This is a genomic window from Bacillus oleivorans (assembly GCF_900207585.1).
GTDB lineage: Bacteria > Bacillota > Bacilli > Bacillales > JC228 > Bacillus_BF > Bacillus_BF oleivorans.
In genome coordinates this window covers 270,924-296,350 of the sequence record NZ_OAOP01000003.1, presented here as the reverse complement: position 1 = coordinate 296,350, position 25,427 = coordinate 270,924, and the positions used below count along the sequence as shown (strand labels likewise).

General features: G+C 41.4%; 25 protein-coding genes. 1 reads left to right on the top strand and 24 read right to left on the bottom strand.

The window, feature by feature from the left end; translation table 11 throughout:
• Positions 1-13: 13 nt before the first annotated feature.
• From CRO56_RS08720 to CRO56_RS08685, 8 genes are all read right to left on the bottom strand, one after another.
• A complete protein-coding gene (locus CRO56_RS08720; RefSeq protein WP_097158220.1) occupies positions 14-1,015 on the bottom strand; it encodes an alpha-ketoacid dehydrogenase subunit beta in 1,002 nt (333 codons plus the stop codon).
• Positions 1,016-1,017: 2 nt separating this feature from the next.
• Complete coding sequence (pdhA, locus tag CRO56_RS08715; RefSeq protein ID WP_097158219.1) at positions 1,018-2,082, bottom strand: pyruvate dehydrogenase (acetyl-transferring) E1 component subunit alpha; 1,065 nt, start codon at positions 2,080-2,082, stop codon at positions 1,018-1,020.
• 20 nt (positions 2,083-2,102) lie between these two features.
• Positions 2,103-3,209 carry a Leu/Phe/Val dehydrogenase gene (locus tag CRO56_RS08710; RefSeq protein ID WP_097158218.1) on the bottom strand — a complete coding sequence of 369 codons (1,107 nt, stop codon included), beginning with the start codon at positions 3,207-3,209 and terminating at the stop codon, positions 2,103-2,105.
• 51 nt (positions 3,210-3,260) lie between these two features.
• Positions 3,261-3,656: a thioesterase family protein gene (locus CRO56_RS08705; protein ID WP_097158217.1), complete on the bottom strand. Its 396-nt coding sequence runs from the start codon at positions 3,654-3,656 to the stop codon at positions 3,261-3,263.
• Positions 3,657-4,117: 461 nt separating this feature from the next.
• On the bottom strand, positions 4,118-4,915 hold the full coding sequence (locus tag CRO56_RS08700) for an ABC transporter ATP-binding protein (RefSeq protein ID WP_097158405.1): 798 nt from the start codon (positions 4,913-4,915) through the stop codon (positions 4,118-4,120).
• Complete coding sequence (locus CRO56_RS08695) at positions 4,893-5,930, bottom strand: ABC transporter permease (RefSeq protein WP_097158216.1); 1,038 nt, start codon at positions 5,928-5,930, stop codon at positions 4,893-4,895. Before CRO56_RS08695 ends, CRO56_RS08700 begins: the two co-directional genes overlap by 23 nt.
• A gap of 16 nt (positions 5,931-5,946) precedes the next feature.
• Complete coding sequence (locus CRO56_RS08690; protein WP_245855718.1) at positions 5,947-7,002, bottom strand: ABC transporter substrate-binding protein; 1,056 nt, start codon at positions 7,000-7,002, stop codon at positions 5,947-5,949.
• A 177-nt stretch (positions 7,003-7,179) separates the two neighbouring features.
• Positions 7,180-8,127 carry an NAD(P)H-dependent flavin oxidoreductase gene (locus CRO56_RS08685; RefSeq protein WP_097158215.1) on the bottom strand — a complete coding sequence of 316 codons (948 nt, stop codon included), beginning with the start codon at positions 8,125-8,127 and terminating at the stop codon, positions 7,180-7,182.
• Between the two features lie 83 nt (positions 8,128-8,210).
• Here CRO56_RS08685 and CRO56_RS08680 point away from each other — a divergent pair, with 83 nt between their 5' ends.
• Positions 8,211-8,732, top strand: a complete 522-nt coding sequence (locus tag CRO56_RS08680) for a gamma carbonic anhydrase family protein (protein WP_097158214.1) — start codon at positions 8,211-8,213, stop codon at positions 8,730-8,732.
• A 70-nt stretch (positions 8,733-8,802) separates the two neighbouring features.
• On the opposite strand, the gene paaX is transcribed toward CRO56_RS08680, so the two are convergent.
• The 16 genes from paaX to gnd all read right to left on the bottom strand — a co-directional run bounded on the left by paaX (position 8,803) and on the right by gnd (position 25,390).
• Positions 8,803-9,693, bottom strand: coding sequence for a phenylacetic acid degradation operon negative regulatory protein PaaX (gene paaX / locus CRO56_RS08675; protein ID WP_245855716.1), 891 nt, complete (start codon positions 9,691-9,693; stop codon positions 8,803-8,805).
• A 375-nt stretch (positions 9,694-10,068) separates the two neighbouring features.
• Positions 10,069-10,845: an enoyl-CoA hydratase-related protein gene (locus CRO56_RS08670; protein ID WP_097158213.1), complete on the bottom strand. Its 777-nt coding sequence runs from the start codon at positions 10,843-10,845 to the stop codon at positions 10,069-10,071.
• Positions 10,846-10,858: 13 nt separating this feature from the next.
• The gene (gene pcaF, locus CRO56_RS08665) at positions 10,859-12,064 is read right to left on the bottom strand and encodes a 3-oxoadipyl-CoA thiolase (RefSeq protein WP_097158212.1); all 1,206 of its coding nucleotides are present in this window, start codon (positions 12,062-12,064) and stop codon (positions 10,859-10,861) included.
• Positions 12,065-12,071: 7 nt separating this feature from the next.
• Positions 12,072-12,935: a 3-hydroxyacyl-CoA dehydrogenase gene (locus tag CRO56_RS08660; RefSeq protein ID WP_097158211.1), complete on the bottom strand. Its 864-nt coding sequence runs from the start codon at positions 12,933-12,935 to the stop codon at positions 12,072-12,074.
• 89 nt (positions 12,936-13,024) lie between these two features.
• The gene (locus CRO56_RS08655) at positions 13,025-14,542 is read right to left on the bottom strand and encodes an aldehyde dehydrogenase family protein (RefSeq protein WP_097158210.1); all 1,518 of its coding nucleotides are present in this window, start codon (positions 14,540-14,542) and stop codon (positions 13,025-13,027) included.
• Between the two features lie 18 nt (positions 14,543-14,560).
• Complete coding sequence (locus CRO56_RS08650; protein ID WP_097158402.1) at positions 14,561-15,334, bottom strand: enoyl-CoA hydratase-related protein; 774 nt, start codon at positions 15,332-15,334, stop codon at positions 14,561-14,563.
• Positions 15,335-15,343: 9 nt separating this feature from the next.
• A complete protein-coding gene (locus CRO56_RS08645) occupies positions 15,344-16,120 on the bottom strand; it encodes an enoyl-CoA hydratase/isomerase family protein (protein ID WP_097158209.1) in 777 nt (258 codons plus the stop codon).
• A complete protein-coding gene (locus tag CRO56_RS08640) occupies positions 16,113-16,406 on the bottom strand; it encodes an EthD family reductase (RefSeq protein ID WP_097158208.1) in 294 nt (97 codons plus the stop codon). The genes CRO56_RS08645 and CRO56_RS08640 overlap by 8 nt, the downstream gene beginning before the upstream one ends.
• Before the next feature lie 71 nt (positions 16,407-16,477).
• Complete coding sequence (paaD, locus tag CRO56_RS08635) at positions 16,478-16,975, bottom strand: 1,2-phenylacetyl-CoA epoxidase subunit PaaD (RefSeq protein ID WP_097158207.1); 498 nt, start codon at positions 16,973-16,975, stop codon at positions 16,478-16,480.
• A gap of 41 nt (positions 16,976-17,016) precedes the next feature.
• Entirely contained in the window at positions 17,017-17,841 is an 825-nt protein-coding gene (paaC, locus tag CRO56_RS08630; RefSeq protein ID WP_097158206.1) for a 1,2-phenylacetyl-CoA epoxidase subunit PaaC, read from the bottom strand.
• Positions 17,810-18,190, bottom strand: a complete 381-nt coding sequence (gene paaB / locus CRO56_RS08625) for a 1,2-phenylacetyl-CoA epoxidase subunit PaaB (RefSeq protein WP_097158205.1) — start codon at positions 18,188-18,190, stop codon at positions 17,810-17,812. The genes paaC and paaB overlap by 32 nt, the downstream gene beginning before the upstream one ends.
• Positions 18,191-18,201: 11 nt before the next feature.
• Positions 18,202-19,170 (bottom strand): 1,2-phenylacetyl-CoA epoxidase subunit PaaA, encoded by a 969-nt coding sequence (gene paaA / locus CRO56_RS08620; protein ID WP_097158204.1) that lies wholly within the window; start codon positions 19,168-19,170, stop codon positions 18,202-18,204.
• A 96-nt stretch (positions 19,171-19,266) separates the two neighbouring features.
• Positions 19,267-20,598, bottom strand: a complete 1,332-nt coding sequence (locus CRO56_RS08615) for a phenylacetate--CoA ligase family protein (RefSeq protein ID WP_097158203.1) — start codon at positions 20,596-20,598, stop codon at positions 19,267-19,269.
• Between the two features lie 465 nt (positions 20,599-21,063).
• A complete protein-coding gene (locus CRO56_RS08610; protein WP_097158202.1) occupies positions 21,064-22,011 on the bottom strand; it encodes an aldo/keto reductase family protein in 948 nt (315 codons plus the stop codon).
• 87 nt (positions 22,012-22,098) lie between these two features.
• Complete coding sequence (locus tag CRO56_RS08605; RefSeq protein ID WP_097158201.1) at positions 22,099-23,754, bottom strand: M20/M25/M40 family metallo-hydrolase; 1,656 nt, start codon at positions 23,752-23,754, stop codon at positions 22,099-22,101.
• A gap of 736 nt (positions 23,755-24,490) precedes the next feature.
• On the bottom strand, positions 24,491-25,390 hold the full coding sequence (gene gnd / locus CRO56_RS08600; protein ID WP_097158200.1) for a phosphogluconate dehydrogenase (NAD(+)-dependent, decarboxylating): 900 nt from the start codon (positions 25,388-25,390) through the stop codon (positions 24,491-24,493).
• Between the last annotated feature and the right edge of the window lie 37 nt (positions 25,391-25,427).

The window sequence follows — 25,427 nt, the reverse complement described above, 5'->3', positions numbered from 1 at the left end:
ATCACTTCCTTATCTAAAATTGAGCAGCATCTGTAATAGCTTTTAAAACTCGTTTTGGTGTAGGTAAATAGTGATCTTCTAAAGCGAAAAACGGGACAGGCACGTCAAAGCCTGTTACTCTTTGAATCGGAGCTTTTAAATAGAGAAAAGATGTATCGTTAATAATCGCCATCACATCATTAGAAACTCCTCCAGTAGCATGAGCTTCATGAACAATTACAACCCGGCCCGTCTTTTGAACTGATTGGCTAATTGCATCACGGTCAAGCGGATAAAGAGTCCGCAAATCAATCAGCTCGCAAGAAATCCCTTTTTCTTCAGCTGATTTAACAGCTTGCTGACAAATAGGGACCATTGCTCCCCATGTAATGACAGTAACGTCCTCTCCAGTTTGGAAAGTTTTTGCCTTCCCGATTTCAATAGAATATTTTTCTTCCGGTACATCTTCACGGCTTGAACGGTAACAGCGCATCGGTTCCATAAATAGGACAGGATCGGGATCCTCCATACTTGCGATTAACAAGCCTTTCGCATCGTAAGGAGTAGAAGGACAAACTACTTTAATCCCAGGCATATGGGTAAAGAGGGTTTCGACGCTATCTGAATGGATTTCAGGGGCACGAACCCCTGCCCCGTAGGGAGCCCTAATCACAAGTGGTACTGTATAGATTCCCTTTGTCCGCATTCTCATTCTCGTTGCATGGGTCATAATTTGTTCATAGGCAGGATAAATGAAGCCTAAAAATTGAATTTCTGCAATTGGCAAAAGCCCATTCATAGCCATGCCGATCGAAACTCCAACAATTCCTGACTCGCTTAATGGCGTGTCAATGACCCGATCTTCACCGAATTCTGCCTGAAGCCCATCCGTTGCACGAAACACTCCGCCGTTTTTTCCAACGTCTTCCCCTAAAACTAAAACATTTTCGTTTTCACGAAGCATTGTCCGCATTCCATCTGTAATAGCCTGCACCATCGTTAGTTTTTTTGTTTTGGTTGACGTTTCAACTGCCATGCTTATTCACCCCTTAACATTTGAAAGTAGGAATCCTTCTGATCCTGAATCGTCCAAGTTGGTTCAGCAAATACGTGATCAAATAGGTCATTCACGTCAGGCTTAGGAAAAGCTTCCATCTCTTTAATCGCAGTCTCAATTTCTTGGATCGTATCCTCTTTAACCGACTCAATCCATGTTTCATCCCATAAATTCTGATTTTTCATGTATCGTTCCATTCTTAAAAGTGGATCTATTTCCTCTCTTTTCTGATTGATTTCTTCCTGATTTCGATATTTCGTCGGATCATCTGCTGTCGTATGTGCTCCTAAACGTAAAGTGACCGCCTCGATTAAGGTCGGGCCCGCACCTTCACGGGCACGTTCAAGTGCCTTTTTCGTTTCATAATACACAGCAAAAACATCATTGCCATCGACCCGAATCCCAGGGATTCCATATGAAACTGACTTTTGCGCGATCGTTTCAGAGTTCATTTGTTTTTCAATTGGGACGGAAATCGCATAACTATTATTTTGATTAAATAAGACAATTGGAGCTTTAAATACACTTGCGAAATTAAGTCCTTCATGGAAATCTCCTTCTGAAGTAGCTCCATCGCCAAAATATACAATTGCCGCATTTTTCGTGCCCTTTCTTTTTTCTGCTAAAGCCGCACCAGTTGCTTGCGGTATTTGCGTTGCGATTGGAACAGCAGGCGGCACGATCTTTTTTCCTTGTGGCGGAATACAACCTTCGACTCTTCCATTCCAATAAAGAAACACCCGGGGCATCGAATGTCCGAAGGTTAAAGTTGCCCCATGATCCCGGTAAGTTGGGAATAGCCAGTCATTAGGCTCAAGCGCTAAAGCACTGCCCACCTGTGCTGCCTCCTGACCTTCAAATATCGCATAAGTGCCAAGCCGGCCTTGGCGCTGTAGGCTAATAGCCTTCCGGTCAAACGTTCTTACACGGATTAGATGCTTATAAAAGGTTTTAACCAAATCCTCTGATAAAAGCTTCTGATCAATGTCTTGATTTACGTTCCCATGCGGATCTACATACTGAATTATCGGGAAATGTTCTTTCATAGGAATCACTCCTTGATTAGCTAATTTCGTATATCCCACTTCGGTCTTTTACTGTGAGAAAAGAAGCTGCTTCGTTTCTTTCTTGCTTCCATTCTGGCTTCACAGAATTTGTCGGCTGCTTTGCTTGTAGGAATCCCATAAGATTCAGAGTAACGATAGATTTCTAAGAGAGACGAATAAATAGTTGCTGTTTTTTGTAAAACTCTATCTTTATTGGGCCCGTATAGTTCATCGGCAACTTGGATTAGTCCGCCGGCATTTACTATGTAATCTGGTGCATATAAAATTCCCTTTTCGAAAAGCAAGTCTCCATGTTTGGTTTCCAAAAGTTGATTATTAGCTGACCCTGCTATGGCTTTTACTTTTAAAACCTCAATCGTATCATCATTAATAATCCCCCCAAGCGCACATGGGACAAAGACATCGGCTGGCGCCTGATAAAGTTCAGCTTCTGATACAGCCTTTACCTTACCGTCAAAACACTTGGCTTTTTCTGCTAAACTTTCAACTGCCTGGTGGTTTATATCATAGACAAATAGCTCACAGCCTTCTGATAGTAACCTTTCTGCTACCTTCATTCCCACTTTGCCTAAGCCTTGAATCGAATAGGTTTTTCCAGACAGCTCCTTTGAACCAAAAGCAGCTTCATTAGTGGCCTGGATACCATAAATAACTCCTAATGATGTAGGCACGGAAGAGTCTCCGCTTCCTCCATAGGTTTCGGGCACACCTACAATACAATTGGTTTCTTTTATCGCATGGACAAAGTCTTCCGGTGTGGTTCCCATATCCGTTCCTGTGTAAAATCTGCCATTCAATGAATCTACAAATTGTCCGAACGATCGAAACATCTCTGGGTTCTTATCCTTTGAAGGATCTCCAATGATGACGGCTTTTCCGCCGCCAAAGTCAACATCTGCAGCTGCGCATTTATAGGTCATACCTTTTGAAAGCCTGAGCACATCGAAAAGAGCCTCTTCAAAAGATGCATATGGACGCATCCGGCATCCTCCCAATGCAGGTCCTAAGGTCGTATTGTGAATCGCAATAATGGCTTTTAACCCAGTAGAAGGGTCGTTACAGAAAACGACCTGCTCATGTTCAGATATATGTGAAAACATATCCATTTCTGCCACTCCTTTTTAGAAAACGCTTACATTTTTCCTGATTAAAAAAATTTACTCTAATGAAGCACGAATTTTCTTTTCAATCTCAAGCTTGGGCAATATGTATTGGGTGACCTCCCCTTCGCCAATGATCCCTTTTTCATTACGGACGACGACACTTGTCACTACCTTTTGGTGTGTAAAAGAAGTAAGCTCAGCTATAGCAGTAATTTTCGTCCCAGCTGCAGTAGGGGCAACATGTTTAACCCGGACAGCTCCACCCATGCCCTCTTCATGGTCTTCTAAAAAGGGTAGGATGATTTGCCTTGCCGCCCATTCCATATGATATACCATCGACACTGTAGAATAGACCGGATGAACAACGTTTCCTTCAAATTGGGCATACATTTCCGGTGTTACTACTGCTTCGATTGTAGCCGTTTGCCCGATTTTCATACCTTCTTTCATGACGTCAACTCCAATTTCGGATTTTGGGCATTAAAAAAAAGAGTAATAGACTATTATTCTTTTAGGCATATTTTTATATTATTTATTATAACGTTTATTTAACGTTATCATATCATTCCGTTATGAAAACCGTCAAGATGATGAATGAATTTTTAAATACTTCATAATTTTTTTACTCCTGCCTGACGAACACTAACAGTAGTGAACGTGTGTCCAACATTTACTCACGCCTGCTTAAAGGCCGATAACGAAGTGGCCACTTCCGCTGTAGCTTTTTACTTTTCTCTTATGTTTGAGTGAAAATCCGGACCTTGGACCCGGTTTTTTATTTTTTTGAGCAAGAATCAGCAATTTTGGAGCGCAAAACCAAATAATCGGCATAACCTGAAATTATGACCAGCAAACACAATTATTCTTAAACCACAAAAACAGCCCTGGAGCAATCCAGGGCTGTCTGATTGTTATATTGATAAGAGAGAGCGATCGCTTGCGAGTTGTTCTCCTCGAATTCTTTTGAATTCATTGAGAAGGTCTTCGACCGTTAATGACTTTTTCTGTTCTTCATTTGCTTCGAAAATAATTTGGCCTTTATCCATCATAATGAGACGGTTTCCTAAGTCAATTGCCTGCTGCATATTATGGGTAACCATTAACGTAGTCAGACCATGTTCTGCAACAATTTCTTTTGTTAATCTTGTAATGAGCTCGGCACGCGATGGATCAAGCGCGGCAGTATGCTCATCTAACAGAAGAATATCTGGTTCTGTAAATGTGGCCATAAGCAGCGATAGTGCTTGGCGCTCTCCTCCAGATAATAATCCGACCTTAGCGTTTAATCTAGATTCGAGACCAAGATTTAAGCTTTTTAGCACATCAAGAAACAGCTGCTTTCTTTCTTTTGTAACCCCTTTTCTTAAGCCTCGTTTCTTATCTCTAGAATAGGCCATTGCCAAATTCTCTTCAATCGTCATCGTAGGGGCAGTCCCTGCCATTGGATCTTGAAAGACTCGCCCGATTAATTTAGACCGCTTATATTCCGGCAGATTAGTAACATCCTTGCTATTGATGGTGACAGTTCCTATATCAGGCTTTATAACACCGGAAATAACGTTCATTAATGTTGACTTACCAGCACCGTTACTTCCGATAATCGTAACAAAATCACCTTTTTCAAGAGAAAGATTGATGTCCTTTAGAGCTATTTTTTCATCTAAGGTGCCTTCGTTAAAAATTTTGTTAATTTCCTTTAGATGCAGCAGCTCCATCACCCTCTTCCACCTGTAATTTTGCCATCAGTTCCTGATGTCTTTTTGTCTTTCTGCGCTTTTCTTTTTGGCTGTCAATGATCTTAGGGAGAACAAGTGCCAAGATTACAATCGTGGCTGTGATCAGTTTCATATCGCTGGCATCCAGGATTTTCAGTTGCAGGGCAAGCCCTAGAACAATCCGATAAATCACCGCACCGCCAATAACCGCAAAGGTTGTTCGTACAATCGATTTAGACCCAAAGATGGCTTCCCCAATAATAACGGAAGCAAGCCCGGTTACGATCATACCAACACCCATCCCAACATCAGCACTTCCCTGATATTGAGCAACCAGTGAACCCGAAAAGGCTACGAAAGCATTGGAAATCCCAAGACCAATGATAATTAGAGTATCTGTATTTCCGGAGAAGCTTCTAATCATTCGCTGATTATCCCCTGTTGCACGAATCGCAAGCCCAATTTCTGTTTTTAAGAAAAGGTCTGTCACAAATTTAACAAGTAAAGTAACTACAATCATGATAAATAAAATGCCGTAATCTGTCGGGAGGATTTCGACTCCCATCGATCCAAAAATATTATTAAAAAACGTATTGATTCCAAGGCTTGAGGCCCATTGTTCCACAGGTGTAAAAATGGTGTCAACATTTAATAAAGGAATATTAGGTCTTCCCACAGCTTCAGTTGTGGTTCCCATAATCCGCAGGTTTATCGAATATAAAGCAGTCATCATTAAAATTCCAGAAAGTAGCGGATTAATTTTTCCTTTAGTATGCAAGACTCCGGTAATCGTTCCTGCAACAAACCCTACGATAATAGATGAAACCGTAGCAATTAAGGGACTATATCCAAGGGTTAATAAAGTGGCTGCCATAGCCGCTCCTGTTACAAAGCTACCGTCAACCGTTAAATCTGGGAAGTCTAATATACGGAAAGAAAGGTATACACCTAATGCCATAATGGCATAGATGATACCTAACTCAACCGACCCAAAAATGGCCGAAAACATTGTATCAACTCCTAATTTATTCGAGGTATTCTGCGATGTTATCCCACTCTGGCTTCAATTCGACTCCTTGTTCTGCAGCTGCTTGTTTGTTAATCACAAGCTTTAAATTTTGCGGAACTTGAACTGGAATATCAGATGGGCTTTTTCCTTCTAGGAGAATATGAGCGGCCATTACTCCTGCTTCATATCCAATATCGTAATAATCAAATCCGTATGCTGCTAAAGCACCGCGTCCGACAGAATCGAACTCCCCTGCAAGCATTGGAATATCTCTTTCATTTGCAACAGAAACAACACTTTCTAATGCTGAAACAACTGTATTATCGGTAATGATATAGAAAGCATCAATTTTTCCTACCAACGATTCAGCAGCTTGTTTGACATCTGCCGTAGTAGCAACTGTTGCTTCCTCTGCCTCTAGACCTAATTCAGATAGTAGCTCTTTAATAGAGTTAACTTGAGATACAGAATTAGCCTCACCTGCGTTATAGATCAAGCCTACCTTCGTTCCGCCTAGCTCATCTTTAATAAATTTTAATGTGTTTGGAATCGCTTCTGGATGTAAATCCATTGTTCCTGTGATATTTGGACCTGGCTGGTCAAGTGAAGCCACAAGCTCGGCTCCAACTGGATCTGTTACAGACGTAAATACAATTGGAATTGTCTTAGTAGCTGCGAGAGCTGTTTGCGCACTTGGTGTTGAATTGGCAAAAATCAAATCAACATTACTGCTGACAAAGTTTGTAGCTATCGTTGTACTTAAAGAGCCATCTCCTTGGGCGATTTGAAGGTCATAGGTAACTTTCTCTCCTTCTTTTAGCCCATTATCTTCAAGCGCTTGTTTAAAACCATCTACCGCCGCATCTAAAGAAGGATGCTCTGCAATTTGAGTAATCCCAATTGTATAGGATTCTTCTTCTTCGGAAGGAGCAGGATCAGATGAATTGCCGCCATTGTTTTCTTCCGGCTGGTTTCCGCCGCTGCCTCCGCTTGTTTCTGAATTGCCGCAAGCAGCAAGCATGAGTACAAGTGCCAGTATAAGAATACTGAACCAATTTCTGTTTTGAAGCATAAGTCTTCCCCCTAGATATGTGGTTTTTGTAATCGCTTTCATAATAATAACCCTTAAATAAAAAATGACTATTTCACCTTTTTTAAGGATTTCGAATTTTATGTAATATTAACATTTTCCTATCTATCTAGTCAATTTGTTTTAGGCATCTTGCAAAAGTTTTAACTAGATTTAAGACTAAAATAGTTTGTTAATATTTTTCACTGTATCCATTAATTCTTTCATCATCGTTTGAAGTAATTCCTCTACTGATGGAAGGTCATGGATCACAGCGGCAATTTGCCCGCTATTCATAAATCCTTCCCTATCATTTCCCTCAATAGCCCCTTTTATATGAAACGCTTCACTCGTAAGCTGTGCCCATTCTTCAAGAGAAAGATTTTGATTCTCTTTTTCTAGCAAACTTTCAGCATATGCTGTTTTTAATACCCTTCTCACTCTGCCTACTTTCCTCCCTAAAACCACTGTACAATGATCAGATGCTTGGAGGATCTTTTCTTTATAGACTGGGGAAAAAGGCGCATCTTTTGTTGCTGCAAACCGTGTACCCATTTGTACACCTTGAGCTCCTAGCATCATCATCGCCGCTAATCCTCTTCCATTACTAATTCCCCCGGCTGCAACCACTGGTACTTTAACAGTTTCAGTTAATTGCTGAATCAACGTTAAGGTCGTATGTTCCTGGGGGGAATTAATCCCTGCTGCTTCATACCCTTCCCCTATAATCACATCTGCACCCGCTGCTTCCGCTTTGGCTGCCTGCTTTGCATTACCTACAACGACTAACACCTTAACCCCATACTCATGAAGCTTATCAATGTAAGGAGCCGGATTTCCTGCGGAGAGGGTGACTGCTGGAATCTGATGCTTAATTACGAGCTTCATCATGGCTTTTGGATCACCGTTTACTTGAATCGGGATATTTAGGCTAAATGGCTTGTTTGTTTTTTGCTTAGTTTCTATGATTTTCGTCTCTATTTCATCGGGAGTCATCGTTCCGACGCCAAGGGTACCTAGTCCTCCTGCATTGGAAACAGCTGCTGTTAAATCGGGATGGCTGATATTTCCCATTCCGCCCTGGATAATGGGATATTTTATATCTAGTAATCTGCAAAGCTCATTCAAATCTTCCTACTCCTTTCGTCTAGTGTTTTATTCTCCGAAATATTAGAATATAATTAATAGTCTTAATAATGAGGAGATGAAGCATGATTATTAAGCTAAATGGTGATGAACCTAAGATTCACCCATCTGTTTTCATTGCACCAGGCGCCTATATTATCGGTCAGGTTGAAATTGGGGAAAACTCCAGTGTCTGGTTTAATTCGGTTCTGCGTGGCGATGAAGGTCCAATTACAATTGGCAAGCGTTGTAATGTACAAGATAATTGTACCCTTCATTTATATGAGGGGTTTCCGCTCATTCTTGAAGATGAGGTATCTGTTGGCCACAATGCCATTCTCCACGGATGTCATATTAAAAAAGGATCTCTTATCGGAATGGGGGCCACAGTTTTAGATGGTGTCGAAGTCGGTGAAGAATCCCTCATTGGCGCGAACAGCTTTATTCCATCAGGAAAGAAAATACCTCCCCGTTCTTTAGTCCTTGGCTCACCTGGAAAAGTAGTCAGAGAGTTATCGGAAAAAGATTTTGAAATGCTGCGTATGACAGTACAAATTTATGAAGAGAAGGCACGGCAGTTTAAAGAACAGCTTGCTCTTCAAGGTTAAATAAACCATCCTGTAAATTGAGGTTGTCTTTTTTGCAAGGGGGACTTCCCTTAACAAGACAACCTCTTTCTTAATCTTCAACAATCAACGGATGATGAAATACGTCATATTCTTTATCTTTTCTTTTAATTTCATTGCCTTGCTGAAACACATCTTCAAAAAAGCGGCTTGCGGGTTCTGCCAGTTCCTTATAATAGTCTCCAAAAAGAGAAGCTGCATGCTGACCTAGCCAGTGTTCAGGCAATAAATCTTCTGGAAGCCCCGGATCGACAAAGAGAAATTTACGATACTCGTGAACTAGCTTTGTTCGTTCCACAAAGCATTCCGCTTCTGTCATTTCCCCTTTTTGAATTTTATTTTTATCGATGACATACTTTTGACTATACTTGGCGATAAATTGTTCATACTTATGATTGATATCACGAAGATCCCAACACTCTTGCACAAGCCGCAGGTTTTCATGAGGACCTTCATACTCTGTAATAAAATAATGAACATGCTCGCGAATATCATACTTGTCCATTAAAGCATATACTTGTTTCGTTAAATCGTTCGGCGAAATCCAGCAACTGTTTGAAATTGTGCCAAAACCGCTCCATACCAGCTCTTTTCGTAATTCATCACGAATACTCCGTTTTTCTTCAGGGATTGAGTAAATGAGCATTCTCCATTTGCCATCCCACGTATCCGGCTTCAGCTTAAAGATACGGTTGGCAGCCTCATCCATCCGTTCGATTCCGCGTTTGGTTAAATAATAGTGGCTTTTATTTCCTTCTTTTCGCGATTTTACCCAGCCCTGTTTATGCATTCGGGAGATGGCAGCCCGAACAGATTGTTCATTATGTCCGAATTCTTTTAAAAGCCTGATCAGACTGCCAATCCAAATTTCATTTCCATAATGGCGAATATAATCACCGTATAGCGTAAATATCATAGACCTCGTATTAAAACTGCTATTCATTGGGCAACTTCCTTACCATAAAATTAAACTATTCAACTCTCTCACTGGTCCTACTAAGCAAACCGGATTGCTAAAGGACATTGGTTCCGTTATCTGTGACAAAATCGCCGATTTTGAAAATTAGCGGACACTGGTTCCTTTATTAAGGCAAAAACATGCGATTTTTGCATGATTCACAGCAAATAACGGAATATATGTCCTATAATTTTCTAAAACCGGTATTTTTGTGAAAATAGCGGATCGAATGTCCGCAAAAAAAATCATCAACACAATCCCTATTGAGCCCGCGGGTCATTTTTGCCGAATTCACCATGCGAAAGCGAGTTAAATTAATAAAAATTTTACTATATTAAGCCATTAGAAACCAACTTCAATTTATTTTCCCTGAAAATTTGGCGGTCTTTTTTCAGCAAAAGCTTCGAGTGCCTCAATTCTGTCTTGCGTTGGAATCAGTACTTCATAGGCTTTCGCTTCTAGATCAAGTCCAGTCGCTAAGTCAGCATTCATGCCTTTTTGAATCGCAAATTTAGCTTGCTGAATCGCAATCGGTCCATGCTTTAGCATTTCATTGGCAAGTTCTTCGCAGGCTAACATTAGTTCTTCCCGCTCTACAACTTTAGTTAGCAAACCATACGAATAAGCTGTCTCCGCATTAATTTTTCTTGCAGTCAAAATTAATTCTTTTGCCCGTGCTTCCCCAATCAGGCGCGGCAATCTTTGTGTTCCCCCGGCACCTGGGATAATCGCCCAGCTTACCTCTGTTAATGCCATTACCGCTTCTTTAATAGCGATGCGGAAATCACAAGCAAGCATAAGTTCAAAACCGCCGCCAAAAGCATATCCATTAACAGCCGCAATCGTAGGCTGCGGCAGATCAGCGACCGCCTGGAAAACAGAACGGATTTTATATACGTTTCTTCTGACCTGATCTTCTGTCAGCGTTTTCCTTTCCTTCAAGTCTGCACCCGTACTAAATGCCTTTTCCCCGGCACCCGTAAACACGACGACACGGATACTAGAATTAAAGCGAATCGACTCTACTAAATCTCCTAGCTCCACAAGGGTTTCATAATTAAAGCAATTTAATGCTTCTGGACGATTAAGCGTTACATACCCAATTCCATTGTTTATCTCAAGTAATAGATTTTTCATTGTGTTCCCTCCTCTACTGCTCTACATTTTCTACGATAGTTGCAATCCCCTGGCCCACTCCAATACACATGGTTGCCAGACCAAATTGAACCTTGCGCCGCTTCATTTCATATAAAAGTGTCGTTAATATTCTGGCACCGCTGGCACCGAGCGGATGGCCATAGGCAATCGCACCGCCATTCACATTGACCTTCTCTGGGTCTAATTCAAGCTGTTTAATACACTCCAATGCCTGAGACGCAAAAGCTTCATTTAATTCGATTAAATCCAGGTTATGGACCTGCAAGCCTGCCCGCTGTAATGCTTTTCTCGCAGCAAAGATTGGTCCTAATCCCATTACACTAGGCTCCAAGCCAGCAACAGCTGAAGAGCGGAATCTGGCCATCGGTTTCACCCCCAACTCCTTTGCCTTTTCTGCTGTCATCAGCAGTAAAGCAGCTGCCCCATCATTAACACCTGAAGCATTACCGGCTGTCACGGTTCCGTCTGGAAAAATCGGCTTTAGCTTAGCTAAAGCTTCTAAAGATGTGTCAGGTCTAGGATGTTCGTCTTTCTCAACCAAAGTAAAAGTACCCTTTTTTCCTTTTACCTCGACAGGAACAATTTCTTCATTCATAATTCCAGAATCCATGGCTTTTTTCGCCTTCATTTGACTGGAAAAAGCAAATTGATCCTGCTCTTCTCTCCCAATATTAAACCTTTTCCCGACATTTTCTGCCGTTTGCGGCATTGAATCGGTCCCATAGACTTTCTCAAGTTCAGGATTAATAAATCTCCAGCCAATGGTGGTATCAAACATTTCGAGGTTTCCGCGCGGGAAGTCACTTTCTGGCTTTCCCATCACAAACGGTGCTCTTGTCATACTTTCTGTTCCGCCTGCGATCATGATGTCTCCGTCACCAACCATCATTGCTCTCGCTGCATAGTTAACAGCATCTAAGCCAGACCCGCACAGACGGTTAATCGTCGTTCCAGCAACCTCAATAGGTAAGCCGGCCAATAAAGCTGACATCCGCGCGACATTTCGATTGTCTTCACCTGCCTGATTGGCATTCCCCAATATGACCTCTTCGACTTGTTCAACAGGCAGTCCTGGATTTCTTTTCACCAATTCCCGAATCACAATTGCACCTAAATCGTCGGGTCTTACACTTTTCAAGGCACCTTTATACCTTCCGATCGGCGTTCGGATCGCATCGACGATAACTACCTCTCTCATCCTTTAGTCACTCCTTGCCCCTGTTTGAATAATCATAGACACCCTTGCCCGTTTTTCTTCCTAGACGGCCAGCTTTCACATATTGGACAAGCAGGGGAGCCGGTCGATATTTCTCGCCAAGCATTTTATGAAGGTAGTTTAAATTATTTAACCGGGTGTCTAAACCAACCAGATCTGCGAGTTCAAACGGACCCATTGGGTAATTTAAGCCGAGTTTAATGGCTTTATCGATTTCTTCTGCTGTACCCACACCTTCCTGAAGCATGTAAAACGCTTCATTTCCGACTAAGGCACTAATGCGGCTTGTGACAAAGCCAGGAAATTCATTGACAATCACCGTTTCCTTGCCCATTTTAGCTGCTACTTCCTGTGCAGCCTTTGCCGTTTCATCACTAGTTTCTAATCCCCTAATAATCTCAACTAAGGGCATTTTATGTACCGGATTAAAAAAATGCATTGCTATAACTCGCTCTGGTCTTTTCGTAAAAGAGGCAATTTCAGTCGGACTCATCGTAGACGTATTTGTTGCAAAAAATGCATGTGGACTCGCATGCTGATCAATCGTTTCAAAGACAGATTGCTTAATTTGAATATTTTCAGGAACAGCCTCAATTACTAAATCTGCTTTTTCCGCCGATTTTTCAAGCCCGGTGGTAAAAACTAATCTAGTTTTGGCTGCCTCCATTTGTTCAGAGGTTAATTTCCCTCTTTGCACCCCTTTTTCAAAGATCAGGTTTAATTCGTGCTCAGCATTTTTTAAAGCCTCTTCCTTTACATCAACTAGCTCAACCTCAAATCCGCCGACTGCAGCTACATACGCAATTCCTCGCCCCATAACTCCTGAACCGATTACTGTTACTTGCTGAATCATTAACGTCACCCCTTAACTCGTTTAAATGGCAAAAGGCGAGCAGTCTACAGGTAGTTGCTCGCACTTTTGCTTATTTGAAATTCTTAATCTTACAAACCAAATGGATTTAAAGGCTTGGCACCAAAATAGGATAGGACACTCTTCGTCTCTGAATATAGGTCTAATGTTTCAATACTTAACTCACGGCCGAATCCTGATTGTTTATAGCCGCCAAACGGTGTTCCAGGGAACGCAGAGAATGGTGTATTAACCATGACAATCCCTGATTTGATTTCATTAGCAACACGTGTGGCCCGGGCATGGTCTTTTGTCCAAATTGCTGAAGCCAGCCCATACTCAGAATCATTAGCCAGTCCAATTACTTCTTTTTCATCCTTAAATTTCATCAAAACAACTACAGGACCAAAGATTTCTTCCTTTACAACCTTCATTGAATGATTCACATCAGCTATGATTGTTGGCTCATACCAATAACCTTTCTCATATCCTTCGACAACCGCTGCCTTTCCTCCTGCTAAAATTGCAGCGCCATCTTCAATCGCCGATTGGACGTAGCTATCGATTGTCTCCAACTGGTCCTTGCTAATAATGGCTCCTACATGAGTTCCAGCATCAAGTGTATTTCCGAGCTTTAAGCGTTTTGTTTTCTCCACAAATTTCTCAATAAATTCATCGTAAATACTCTCATGGATATAAACTCGAGAACGTGCTTCACAGGATTGACCTGTGTTATAAAAGATTCCAAATAATGAACCATTTACGGCAGCATCAATATCAGCATCTTCAAAGATCAGACTAGGTGATTTTCCGCCAAGTTCTAAAGTGACCCGTTTTAGGGTTTGTGATGCTTTTGCCATAATATCCTTCCCGATTGGAGTGGAACCTGTAAATGCGACTTTATCTACTTGTGGGTGTTCCACTAAATAATTTCCTATTTTCGAGCCTGATCCAGGCAAGACATTGACAACACCTTCCGGAACTCCAGCTTCATGGCAAATTTCCGTTAATACAATTGCTGTCAATGGAGTTAAGCTGGCAGGTTTAAGCACAACGGAACAGCCTGCTGCAATTGCAGGAGCAATTTTCCATGCCGCCATCATCAGCGGATAATTCCAAGGAATAATTTGAGCGCATACACCAACTGGTTCCTTTTGGGTATAGTTAAAGAATTGACCTGGCATATTGTTTACATTTCCTCTGTGTCCCACAATCGCTCCAGCATAAAATTCAAAATCCTCAATCGCTTGCATCACTTGACCTTGAGCAGCAGAGATGGTTTTTCCGCTATCTAACACTTCAAGTTCAACTATTTCGTTAAAGCGGCTTCTCATGATTGAAGCAATTTTATTAAGAACACGTGCCCGTTTCCCGATTGGAAAGCGCTTCCACTTTCCATAGTCAAATGCGGTTCGTGCAGCTTGAACCGCTCTTTCTGCATCTTCAATCGATGCTTTTGCTACGGTTGCGATCTGCTGACCAGTTGCTGGGTTGTATGCAGTGTATGTTTCTCCTGACACACTCTCAACCCTTTCTCCGCCAATGATCAGTGAGTAATGCTCTCTTTTTACCGGCAATACTTCCATTTTTTCTTCCTTAACTGTCGCCATGGTTCATTCCTCCTCTTATTATTTCCCGCTAAACACAGGCTTCCTTTTTTCTAGAAAAGCTTGCACTCCTTCTTTGTGGTCTGATGAATGACCAGCAATTTGTTGAGCGTACGCTTCCTTTTCTAACATTCCGTCTAGTGTTTCATCAAAGCTCACTTGCAGATATCGTTTAATTAAACCGATTGCTTTTGTTGGCATTTGTGCGAGTCTGATTGCAAATGCTTCTACGGTTTGTTCGAAACCCTCATGGGAAGCCACTTCAGTGACAAGACCAAATTCTTTTGCTTGTTCAGCACTGATTTTTTCACCTAACACCGCAAGCTCAATTGCTTTAGCAAGTCCAACAATGCGAGGCAGGTAATATAGGTTACCTGAGTCTGGAACTAGACCGACATGGATAAAAGCTTCTACGAAACTTGCTTTCTCCGACGCAATCCGAAAATCACATGCAAGAGCTAAACTCATACCCGCTCCAGCCGCTACACCATTAATGGCAGCTATAACTGGCTTTTCAAGTCCGGCAATCGCTTGAATCATTGGATTATAGCGAGTTCTTAAGATCTCGCCAAAATCGGAATCAGCCCGGACATCACTTAAGTCTTGCCCCGAACAGAAGGCTCTGCCGGCTCCAGTGATAACCACTGCTCTTATTTCCGGATTTTTCCCAGCTTCCTTAATAGCCTTCATAACCTCTCTGTTCATTTGTTCATTAAAAGCGTTCAATTTGTCAGGACGATTAAGAGTAAGCCAGAGGACGTTTTCTCTTTCTTCTAATTGAATCGTTTCAAACAAGTCGATCACCTATCTTCCTTTAAAGGATGGCTTTCTTTTTTCCTGAAAGGCTTTCATTCCTTCCTTTTGATCCTCTGAAGCAAATAACAGATAGAAGTTCTTTCTTTCAAACTGCATTCCTTCTGCTAATGTATAATCTTCTGCCTTCTCAACGGCTTCTTTAATGAGGCGAACAGATAATGCTGGTTTGGAGGCTACATTTCTAGCAAACTGAAATGTTTGCTCATTTAAGAGCTCGGGTGCAATCAGGCGATTGACAACCCCATATTGGAGAGCTTCCTTCCCCGGCATCATTTCTCCTGACCAAAGCCACTCTAATGCTTTTGTCTTTCCCATTAACCGTGTTAAGCGCTGGGTTCCTCCTGCCCCCGGCATAACGCCAATGTTGATTTCGGGAAATCCAAACTTTGCATCCTCTGCAGCAAATAGCAGATCGCAGCTCAATGCCAGCTCGAACCCGCCGCCTAAAGCAAAGCCTTGAACTGCCCCGATTATCGGTTTTTTAATCATATTCATTCTGTCCCAATCTTTAAATTGGTTCAAAAGCTCCATTCGAATGGCATCATCATCGGCCATTTCGTCAATATCCGCACCAGCCGCAAAGGCCCTGCCTTTTCCGGTTAAAACGATGACTTTTACATCCTCCCGCTGATCGAAATCGTCAAATACGGTTACTATTTCACGAATCATCGTACGGTTTAGTGCATTTAATACTTTAGGCCGATTTAAGGAGACATGACCAATACCGTCTTCAACGGAAACTTCAATATATTGATAGTCAGACATTTTCTTCTTCCCCGAACATAAAGGTTGCTAAATGTCCGGCAAACTTACTGGCATCTTTCAATGATGCTTTTGACTCTTCTGTTTGTGAAGCTGCTTTAAATGCTTCTTTATTTTCATAATACATTTCACACATTAAGTGATACTCATGCTCGCCTTTAAGCTTCGTGACTTTAATGTTTTGCAGACCAGGGATTTTCTTAGTAATCGGAATATGTGTGTTAAAGTAATACTCATCAAATTCTGCCGGGTTTTCTGGCTTTTTGTACAATACGATTACTTTGTACATGTTTCAACTTCCTCTCTTTTTCATAATTATTATTGAATTGTTCGGGGACTCTGTAAGTTCGCTTGTAGGCGCTACATCATTGTAGATACTGGTTTCATAGCTTCGAACGGGTTTTTGCATGCTTTGCAGTATAAAATACTTCTGCATGCGGTTGGACCAAAGAGGTTTTCCATTGTGGTATAAGATGACCCGCAATAAGGGCAATCCACTTTCCAGATTCCATCCTTTTCTAAGTATTTGGGAGGAGGAGCAATTCCAAATTCTTTTAAGCGCTCCCTCCCCAGTTCTGTGACACGATCGGATGTCCAAGGAGGATCATAAATGAAGCGTACTTCAACATGTTCAATCTGTGGAATCTGATAGATCGCCTTTGTTATATTATTTCGAATAATATCCAGTGCAGGACATCCAACAAATGTTGGCAGTGCCTCTATCAGCACCTTGTCGTTCTCCACCTCGACCCGTTCAATCATCCCCAAATCTATTACACTAACAGAATCTATTTCAGGATCCTTTACATTATGAAGAACCTCTAAAACTTTTTTATGAAGCTCTGATTGGAGTTTCATACCATCACTGCTTTCTTTTATTTTGACTCTTCCTAAGCGGTCTACCAAACAGCGTTCGTATCAGAGGCATAAACGACACTAAGAGTATCAATCGCTTCCTCTAAATCTTTTGTATGGATTCCTTCGCGCCCATTTCCCAGCTTCATTCCACATGAACCCGGAAAATCAATCTTAACTTCTGAAAAAATCGGTATTATATAAGATATCCAAGCTGCTGTAAGCTTTTCTTCACGATCAATCAGATGAAAATGTGCCATCTCATCAGCTTGAACACCCAATGTGAGAACTCCTTGAAATTCGTCCCACACGCGGCCGATTGCTTGCTTCATCCTTTCTCGCGCTTCCCCCTTGGCAAGCGTAAGCTGTTTAAACCAGGTAGACCAGTGCATAATGTGATAATATTGCTCCATGCTGATTTTAACAGCTGCATTTCGAAGCGGTACGTAACTTGAACTTTTCAGGGAATCTAGTTTTATCTTTTTATACGTATCGTAAAAATAGTTTCGAACAACGGTAAAAGCCCAGTCGTACCTTGGTTCCTCTAAATAGGTTCCTGTACCGTTTTTTAATTCTAAAAGAATGGCGTTTTTTCTTTCTGAAGCTTTTCTGCCATGAGCTAAGTAATCCGCATCTCCTTCACCAAGCTCTTCAAGGAGCTGGTAGTACATGGCTGCATGGCCCATCGTATCCTGACTGATAGAGGAGAAAGCAACATCTTCCTCAATATGAGGGGCCAGCCCTAACCATTCAGACCCTCTATGCGCCAAAAGAAAATCATCATCTGCCAGCTGATATAAAAGTTCAGCCAGGGCTTTATAATAGGCCTGATTTTCTTTAGCTTGTTGTCCGTTTTCGATCAGTTGCATCTTTATCCTCACCCCATGACAGTATTTCGTTCTCATCTAATACACCTTGCTCGTATTCACGCCATTTCTTTTTTAAATAGCCGTAGCCTTTCGTCAGGCGGTAATCCTTATTATCGATTCGCTTTAATGTTTCTTTTTCTTCTTCTGTCATTTTTCTAATATCTGAACGCTTTATCACCCAAATATCTATAACAGGCTCCCGCCGCATAAAATTCTCCTGCGCCATTGCCAGCGCCATTTCATGGTTAGGCGCGAGCAAACTAAACTGATATTGCATATCTGTTTTTTCATTTCTCTTACTAAATACTTCAAAAACCTCATAGAAGCCTTCTGTACTCTTGTCAGCCATGCTGATCCCTCCTAAATGGCTACACTTTCTGGCTTAAGAGCCTCTCGGACCCAGCTGTTATTTTCGTATGCAATTTCTCTAAGTCGGAGTCTTGTTTTTGACTTTGGTCCTTCATTTTTAATAATTTGCTTGAATTCATTCCAATCAGGCTGCTGATATACCCACTTTTCTTGATCTTTGTCATAATACATCGTTGGATCAGGCAGTCTGAGCCCAAGAGCGAGCATTCTTGGAATGTATTTATCAAAAAATTGCTGTCTTAGCTCTTCATTTGTTTTCTTGCGAATTTTATACTTGATTGTAATATCCTGCTTTGATGAACCTGTTGTTTCTGCAGTGGCTGGGCCAAAAAACATAAGTAAGGCTGGCCACCAGCGGTCGATTGCATCCTGAATCATCGCTTTTTGCTCTTCAGTACCCTCAGCTAATGCGAGAATAATAGATTCTCCATGGGCAGCATGGAACACTTCTTCTGCACAAATTCGCTGAAGCGCACGGGCATATGGTCCATAACTTGCATTCAGCATATTCGTCTGTGAGATAATAGCCGCTCCATCAACAAGCCATCCGATTAACCCGGCATCTCCCCAGGAGCGCGCTTCCATGTGGAATACATTATGAAACTTTAAATCTCCTGAAAATAGATCCTGCATAATATTTTCACGGTTTTTGCCTAAAGGATTCATCAAATCTTCGGCCACACGTAAAAGTAATTGTCCGTGACCCATTTCATCCTGAACCTTTGCCATAATCCCCAGTTTTCTTCTAAGACTTGGCGCTTTAGGAACCCATTCCTTTTCAGGCAATGCTCCCATAATCTCGCTGATGCCGTGCATCGAGATTAACTTAATCAATGCCATTCGATAATCGTCTGGCATCCAGTCATCTGCTTCTATTTTTTCACCAGCTTCAATCCGCTCCATAAAACGCTGATACTTTTCCTCTTCTGTCATGGAAGAGAACGATGAAGGAATCGTCATGCTTATAGCCCCTTTCCATCATAATTATATAACGTTAATTTAACGTTATTATATTTTATTGTTATATTATATTCAAGCGAAGCGATAATAGCGCTTTTATTTTTGCAAAACTTTATCTTTCTTGCGGTGATCAACAACTCTGACGGCTTTCCCCTCTGATCTTGGAATTCCCTTTGGTTCAGTTAGAATGACATCCATATTCACTAAACAAAAGGTTTTGATGGTGTGCTTGAGTTTTTCAATCAGTTCCAGGGCACCTGGTGAATCAAGCTTTCCATCCCATTCTTGATACAGACTTTCCTTTACTTCAACATGTAATAAAACTCGATCCAATTTTCCATCATTTTTAAGGTGCAGCTGATAATGAGGAACTAATTCAGCAAAACCAATCAAATGATGTTCTACTTCTGAAGGAAACACATTGACGCCGCGGATAATAATCATATCGTCAATCCGGCCCTTGATCCGTGACATTCTTGTTGTCGTTCTTCCGCATTTACATTTTTCAGTTGTAATCGAAGCAATATCCCCTGTTCGGTAGCGAATTATCGGGAACCCTTCTTTCTTTAAGCTTGTAAATACCAGCTCCCCTTGCTCTCCTTCTTTTACTGGTTCTAAGGTTTCCGGATTGATAACTTCAACTAAAAAGTGATCATCTGCAATATGCAGTCCATCTTGAGCCTCATGACACTCCATCGCGACACCTGGGCCCATAATTTCACTAAGTCCATAGATATCGCACGCTTTAATGCCTAATAGATCTTCCAGCCTCTTCCTCATTTCTTCTGACCATGGTTCGGCACCAAAAATTCCGTATTTTAATGATGTCTTTCGCGGATCCTTGCCTAATTCTTGCATTCTTTCTGCAATATTCAGCGCATAGGAAGGTGTGCAGGCCAGAAGCTCAGGCTCAAAATCTTCAATGAGTTGAATTTGCCGATCCGTATTTCCCCCAGAGGCAGGAACAACAGTCACTTTTAGCCGCTCTCCACCGTGATGAAGCCCTAAACCGCCTGTAAATAAACCATAACCATACGCATTATGTAGCATATCTCCCGGTTTGCCGCCTGCAATCGTAATTGCGCGTGCAATTAAATCAGCCCAACTCGAGATATCATTTTCTGTATACCCTACTACTGTTGGTTTTCCGCTCGTTCCGGATGAAGCATGAACCCGGACCAAATTTTTCCGATTAACCGCAAATAGTCCGAATGGATAGTGGTCTCGTAAATCTTTTTTCACTGTAAACGGCAGTTTTCTTATGTCTGTTAAATCCTTTATGTCCTCATGCGTTACTCCAGACTTATCAAAAGCTTTCTTGTAAAAAGGTACATTCTCGTACACCGTTTTGATCGTTCTTTTTAATCCCTCCAGCTGACCTTCTTCAATATGCGACCGATCTGACTTTTCCACTTCATGAAGTATCATTCGTTACCCCTCCCAGTAAACGCTTTCAAATTTTTCTAAAAAAATTTAAATGTGACGTTATAAAACCGAGTTGCTATATTTGCGTTATATTAATTCTAGAATAGACCTTTTCTTCCTGTCAACATTAATTCAGAAAATTCAATGATTAATGTCACACATATGGGGTAAACGAATCGGAAATTAATTTTATTTTGGAGAAAACCCCCGGTTTTGACCCTTTTTAGGGACTGTGCTCCTTCTCAATTGCCTGTTTCCATCCTTTAGAACGGCGATCAGGGACGTTAATTCCTCTCACCTGTCCGATTCCGCCCTTTAAACCTTTTGGTTTCCTATTTAATTGATTCCTCTCGCAAAACGAGCTGCAAAAAAATACCGCAGTCAATTCGTCCGCGGTATATCTCAATTTGTATCTTATAAAAAAAGATTCTGCACGAGGACAGAATCTTTAATTGGTTATTCTTCAAATTATGCCAGAATATGTTCTATTTCTTCAAGTACATCTTCAGACAACGTAACATCTATGGCTTTCACGTTTTCTAGGACATGTTCTGGTTTAGTCGCCCCGATTAAAGCACTCGCAACATTTGGCTGACGCAGAATCCAAGCCAGTGCTAATTGAGATAAGCTGATGTTTAAGCCTTTCGCTACCTCATCAAGTTTTCCGACCTTCACTAAATTTTCTTCTTTTAGCAGACTTTGCATCGAACGGTTAATTTTCTCATTCGTTGCACGGCTATTTTCAGGGAGCGGCTGACCTAGCTTATACTTTCCAGTCAATAGTCCTTGAGCCAGAGGAGAAAACACAACTTGACTAATTCCTTGCTGCTCACTATAAGGAATCACTTCTGCTTCAATGCGGCGGTGGAACATGTTATATGCTGGCTGGTGAACAACAATACGATCAAGTAAATACTTGTCTGATGTACGAAGCGCTTCAGAAATTTGAGAAGCCGTCCATTCACTGACTCCTACATACAATACCTTACCTTGTCTTACTAAGTCATCAATCGTACGAAGGGTTTCATCAATTGGAGTTTCCGGATCATAGCGGTGGCAGTAATAAATGTCTATGTAATCTAAGCCCAGCCGTTTTAGGCTGGCATTTGCCTGTTCATAAACGTGCTTGCGGGATAGCCCCCGATCATTGACGCCTTCTCCCATTGGCCAAAACACTTTAGTCGCAAGAACATAAGATTCTCTTGGGTACTTCTTTAAAGCCTTCCCTACTACTATTTCAGCTTCTCCGCGTTCATATACATTAGCGGTATCAAAGAAGTTAATTCCAGTCTCATAGGCGGTATCAATGATTTTTTCAGACTGGTCAGTAGCGACAGTACTTCCATACGTTAACCAGCTTCCTAAACTGATTTCACTCACCTTTAGGCCGGTTCTTCCAAGCTTGCGAAATTTCATTGCCTTCACCCCTCAATAAAATTAGGAGGAGATTCATGTCCCCTCCCTGTACATCATACTTAATCTTTTCCAAAACCTGCAAATGATTCACTCTGAAAAAATATGCTCAATCACAGACCGGATTAATAACGGTAACGTCCCAAATGAATATGGCTTGTACACCCGTTCGGTCCAGCGATGGCCGTCCTTTCCATAAACACATAAATTAATAGAAGGAATTTGCAGTTTCTCCATCTCAGCTAATGGCATAGGAAAAAGCTTGTCCTGCGCAGGAAAATTTTGAACTACTGCGTCAATATCCTGTTGACTGCCTTTCAAGCTTAAAAAGTTCCCGTCTGATAAAAATGGAAAGAAGCGTTTAATTGCAAAGTGTTCTCCTGTTTTTTCTGCCATTTCCTCTGCTGTCTGTTCAATGGCTTTTCGGATTCTTTTGCCATTTTCCTGTGTTTCCTGCAGCGTATGATTAGGCAAATATGGAGCCGCCAAAAACAAGATAATTCTCGGGGTCGTTCCAGGATCGTGGGCTACTAGCTCATTGATTAAATTAAAAGCCGTTAATCGTGAATCTCTTTCCAAATTCCGCGAGAAAAAGGAATCAATGATTTCAGCTGTGTCAACGCCTTTACTTTCTAATTCCCCGATGAAATCGTTATAGGTTTGAACCTTGATCTGCCAGTCAACCTCTTTTTCAGGCATGTTTTTCTGCTGGCAATAGGTTTGATAGGTTGACTTTAGTCTGGAAATAATTTGGGCACTAGCTTCTTCAGTAATTCTTTTTAATTCGGCCATTATTTCCTTGACAGACTTCTCATAAATAAAATAGTTAAAGTAGAGCATCGCAGCAAGCGGCGTTTGGACATTATAAAAGTCCTTCCGGTCACGCTGCAAAAGAACAGATGGAGGATTCACCAATTCCCCGTCAAGATTTTCAATTAAATTCAATTGGTAGCCAATACGATTGACCAGCTCGGAGGAAATCAAAGTTGGATCAATCGCTGTTAACGCTTCACCCACATGGGATTCGCGTCCTTGGATATAAAAGGAAGGGAGAATTTTTCCTGCATTCCCTACATACAAATATTTGGTTTGGTCCCCTTGATAGAGAGGCGCAATAAAGTCATTATTGATTGCCACCACATATTGTAGCCCCTTTTCTTCTTTCAGACGGTAAAGCTCCCCGACGGCTGCTTTAATACCGGTATGTTCTGCCTCTTCATCGACGTTAAAAATAAATAAAAGATTACCCTCTAATTCATCCATATGTTCCGAATAATAAAGCAAATTTGCCAGATGAACGGCTATTCCGCTTTGCATATCAAGCGCACCTCTGCCAAACATCCACTCTCCCGAATCAGCGTCTCTTTTTAGCTCATCAGTAACCTGCTCCTGCTGAAAATAACGGAGAAGAGCGTCTGGCTGATGGGCAATCGGCTGAATCGAGCCATAATCATAGGTATGAACAGTGTCTATATGGGCATGAAGAATAATGGTTTCTTTTGTCTTATTCGGTGACGGAAGCAAGACAAATATATTTTTTCTCTGATACAAGTCATCCAAAATCAGCTGCTCCCATATATGTTCAGGATTCTCTGTAAAATAAGGAAAGGAATAGACGATTTCCTTGATGACATTGGCTTTATAAGCTTCTCCTTCTGTCCCGCTGTAGCTCGGATACGACACGAGCGTTTTCGTCATAAGTTCAATTTGGTCGTATGTAGAAAGTTGTTTCAATTGCTCATACATCTAGGTCCCCTCCAACAGGTTGTGTTTTTCTCGTATTTTAAATGTACATATTTAAAGCAGGAAATTTCAACAATTATTCGTTTTTTCGGACTAAGTATCATTTTTTCAGAACTCGGCAGCCTTTTTCGGTACTCTGCACTCATTTTTCGGAACTCAGCAACCTTTTTTCGGTACTCAGCACTCATTTTTCGGAACTCAGCACTTATTTTTCTGATCTTAGTACCCGGTATTCCAAACTTAGACTCGCTATTCCGGACTCAGAACACTTCTTTCCGGACTCGGCACCAGCTATTCCGAACTCGGCATCCTCTATTCCGGACTTAGCATTTCTGTTCAAGAAACAGGAGCCCTATTTTAAACAACTTAGCTTGTATTTTGCTAACTTGATGAAAAAATGCATGTTTTGCGGTAATCTCACCTTTTTAACTGAACTCAGATCACTTTTACAGAACTTAGAATGATTTAACCGGACTCAGCACCTAATTAACCGAACTCAGCATTCATTTTACCGAACTCAGCATTCATTTTACCGAACTTAGATTTGTTTTACCGAACTCAGAAGCCCTTTAAATGAACTCAGTTTCCTTTTACCGAAATTAGACGTCCTTTAAACGAACTCATACCCGGATAACCGAACTCCGCTAGTTTTTACCCGATTTATCCTGAACTCAACAACGCCAATCCAATTAAAAAACCAGGAAGAACTCTTTCTCCCTGGGCTTCAATCCAAAATAAATTATTCACTTTTTACAACGGCATGTCCGCCAAACTCATTACGAAGAGCGGCAACGACTTTTCCGTGGAACGTATCGTTTTCAAGCGAACGGTATCGCATGAATTGGGACAAAGCAATGACTGGTGCAGACGCTTGAAGCTCAAGAGCGGTTTCCACTGTCCATTTACCTTCACCAGAAGATTGCATGACACCACGAATACTTTCAAGTTTTGGATCTTTCTTAAAGGCATCTTCCATTAACTCGATTAACCATGAACGAACAACAGATCCGTTGTTCCATACACGTGAAACCTGTTCATAGTCATAATCAAACTCACTCTTCTCTAAGATTTCAAAGCCTTCTGCAATCGCCTGCATCATTCCGTACTCGATTCCGTTATGTATCATTTTTAAGAAATGACCGCTGCCCGGACGTCCTGTGTACAGGTACCCATTTTCAACGGAAATATCACGGAAAAGCCCTTCTACATGTCTAAATGCTTCTTCGTCCCCGCCGATCATCGTACAAACACCATAGCGTGCTCCGTCCATGCCGCCGCTTGTCCCGCTGTCAACTAGATGGATCCCTAACTTTTTCATCTTCTCCCCACGGCGTAATGTATCCTTATAATTAGAGTTACCCCCATCAATAATGATATCGCCCTCGGTCATATAACTCGCTACTTCGTCCATAACCTTTTCTGTAATATCACCAGCTGGAACCATAAGCCAGACTACTTTTGGAGTAGGTAGCGAATCCACTAGGTCCTTATTAGAAGTGAAGGTTTTTACTCCTTCATTAGCGATATTTTCTAACGCTTCTTTATTCACGTCAGTAGCAGCCACGTCATGTCCCTTACTCTTCATATTCAATGCTAAATTATAGCCCATTTTCCCAAGTCCAATTAACCCGATATTCAACGAAATGTCCTCCTTGTATGTAAAAATTCTCTTTTTA

What these genes read in the sequence shown, in the direction of transcription:
- CRO56_RS08720 (WP_097158220.1), bottom strand. Translation starts at nt 1,015, where the DNA reads ATGGCAGTTGAAACGTCAACCAAAACAAAAAAACTAACGATGGTGCAG.
- pdhA (WP_097158219.1), bottom strand. Translation starts at nt 2,082, where the DNA reads ATGAAAGAACATTTCCCGATAATTCAGTATGTAGATCCGCATGGGAAC.
- CRO56_RS08710 (WP_097158218.1), bottom strand. Translation starts at nt 3,209, where the DNA reads ATGGATATGTTTTCACATATATCTGAACATGAGCAGGTCGTTTTCTGT.
- CRO56_RS08705 (WP_097158217.1), bottom strand. Translation starts at nt 3,656, where the DNA reads ATGAAAGAAGGTATGAAAATCGGGCAAACGGCTACAATCGAAGCAGTA.
- CRO56_RS08695 (WP_097158216.1), bottom strand. Translation starts at nt 5,930, where the DNA reads ATGTTTTCGGCCATTTTTGGGTCGGTTGAGTTAGGTATCATCTATGCC.
- CRO56_RS08690 (WP_245855718.1), bottom strand. Translation starts at nt 7,002, where the DNA reads ATGCTTCAAAACAGAAATTGGTTCAGTATTCTTATACTGGCACTTGTA.
- CRO56_RS08680 (WP_097158214.1), top strand. Translation starts at nt 8,211, where the DNA reads ATGATTATTAAGCTAAATGGTGATGAACCTAAGATTCACCCATCTGTT.
- paaX (WP_245855716.1), bottom strand. Translation starts at nt 9,693, where the DNA reads ATGAATAGCAGTTTTAATACGAGGTCTATGATATTTACGCTATACGGT.
- CRO56_RS08670 (WP_097158213.1), bottom strand. Translation starts at nt 10,845, where the DNA reads ATGAAAAATCTATTACTTGAGATAAACAATGGAATTGGGTATGTAACG.
- pcaF (WP_097158212.1), bottom strand. Translation starts at nt 12,064, where the DNA reads ATGAGAGAGGTAGTTATCGTCGATGCGATCCGAACGCCGATCGGAAGG.
- CRO56_RS08660 (WP_097158211.1), bottom strand. Translation starts at nt 12,935, where the DNA reads ATGATTCAGCAAGTAACAGTAATCGGTTCAGGAGTTATGGGGCGAGGA.
- CRO56_RS08655 (WP_097158210.1), bottom strand. Translation starts at nt 14,542, where the DNA reads ATGGCGACAGTTAAGGAAGAAAAAATGGAAGTATTGCCGGTAAAAAGA.
- CRO56_RS08645 (WP_097158209.1), bottom strand. Translation starts at nt 16,120, where the DNA reads ATGTCTGACTATCAATATATTGAAGTTTCCGTTGAAGACGGTATTGGT.
- CRO56_RS08640 (WP_097158208.1), bottom strand. Translation starts at nt 16,406, where the DNA reads ATGTACAAAGTAATCGTATTGTACAAAAAGCCAGAAAACCCGGCAGAA.
- paaD (WP_097158207.1), bottom strand. Translation starts at nt 16,975, where the DNA reads ATGAAACTCCAATCAGAGCTTCATAAAAAAGTTTTAGAGGTTCTTCAT.
- paaC (WP_097158206.1), bottom strand. Translation starts at nt 17,841, where the DNA reads ATGCAACTGATCGAAAACGGACAACAAGCTAAAGAAAATCAGGCCTAT.
- paaB (WP_097158205.1), bottom strand. Translation starts at nt 18,190, where the DNA reads ATGGCTGACAAGAGTACAGAAGGCTTCTATGAGGTTTTTGAAGTATTT.
- paaA (WP_097158204.1), bottom strand. Translation starts at nt 19,170, where the DNA reads ATGACGATTCCTTCATCGTTCTCTTCCATGACAGAAGAGGAAAAGTAT.
- CRO56_RS08615 (WP_097158203.1), bottom strand. Translation starts at nt 20,598, where the DNA reads ATGATACTTCATGAAGTGGAAAAGTCAGATCGGTCGCATATTGAAGAA.
- CRO56_RS08610 (WP_097158202.1), bottom strand. Translation starts at nt 22,011, where the DNA reads ATGAAATTTCGCAAGCTTGGAAGAACCGGCCTAAAGGTGAGTGAAATC.
- CRO56_RS08605 (WP_097158201.1), bottom strand. Translation starts at nt 23,754, where the DNA reads ATGTATGAGCAATTGAAACAACTTTCTACATACGACCAAATTGAACTT.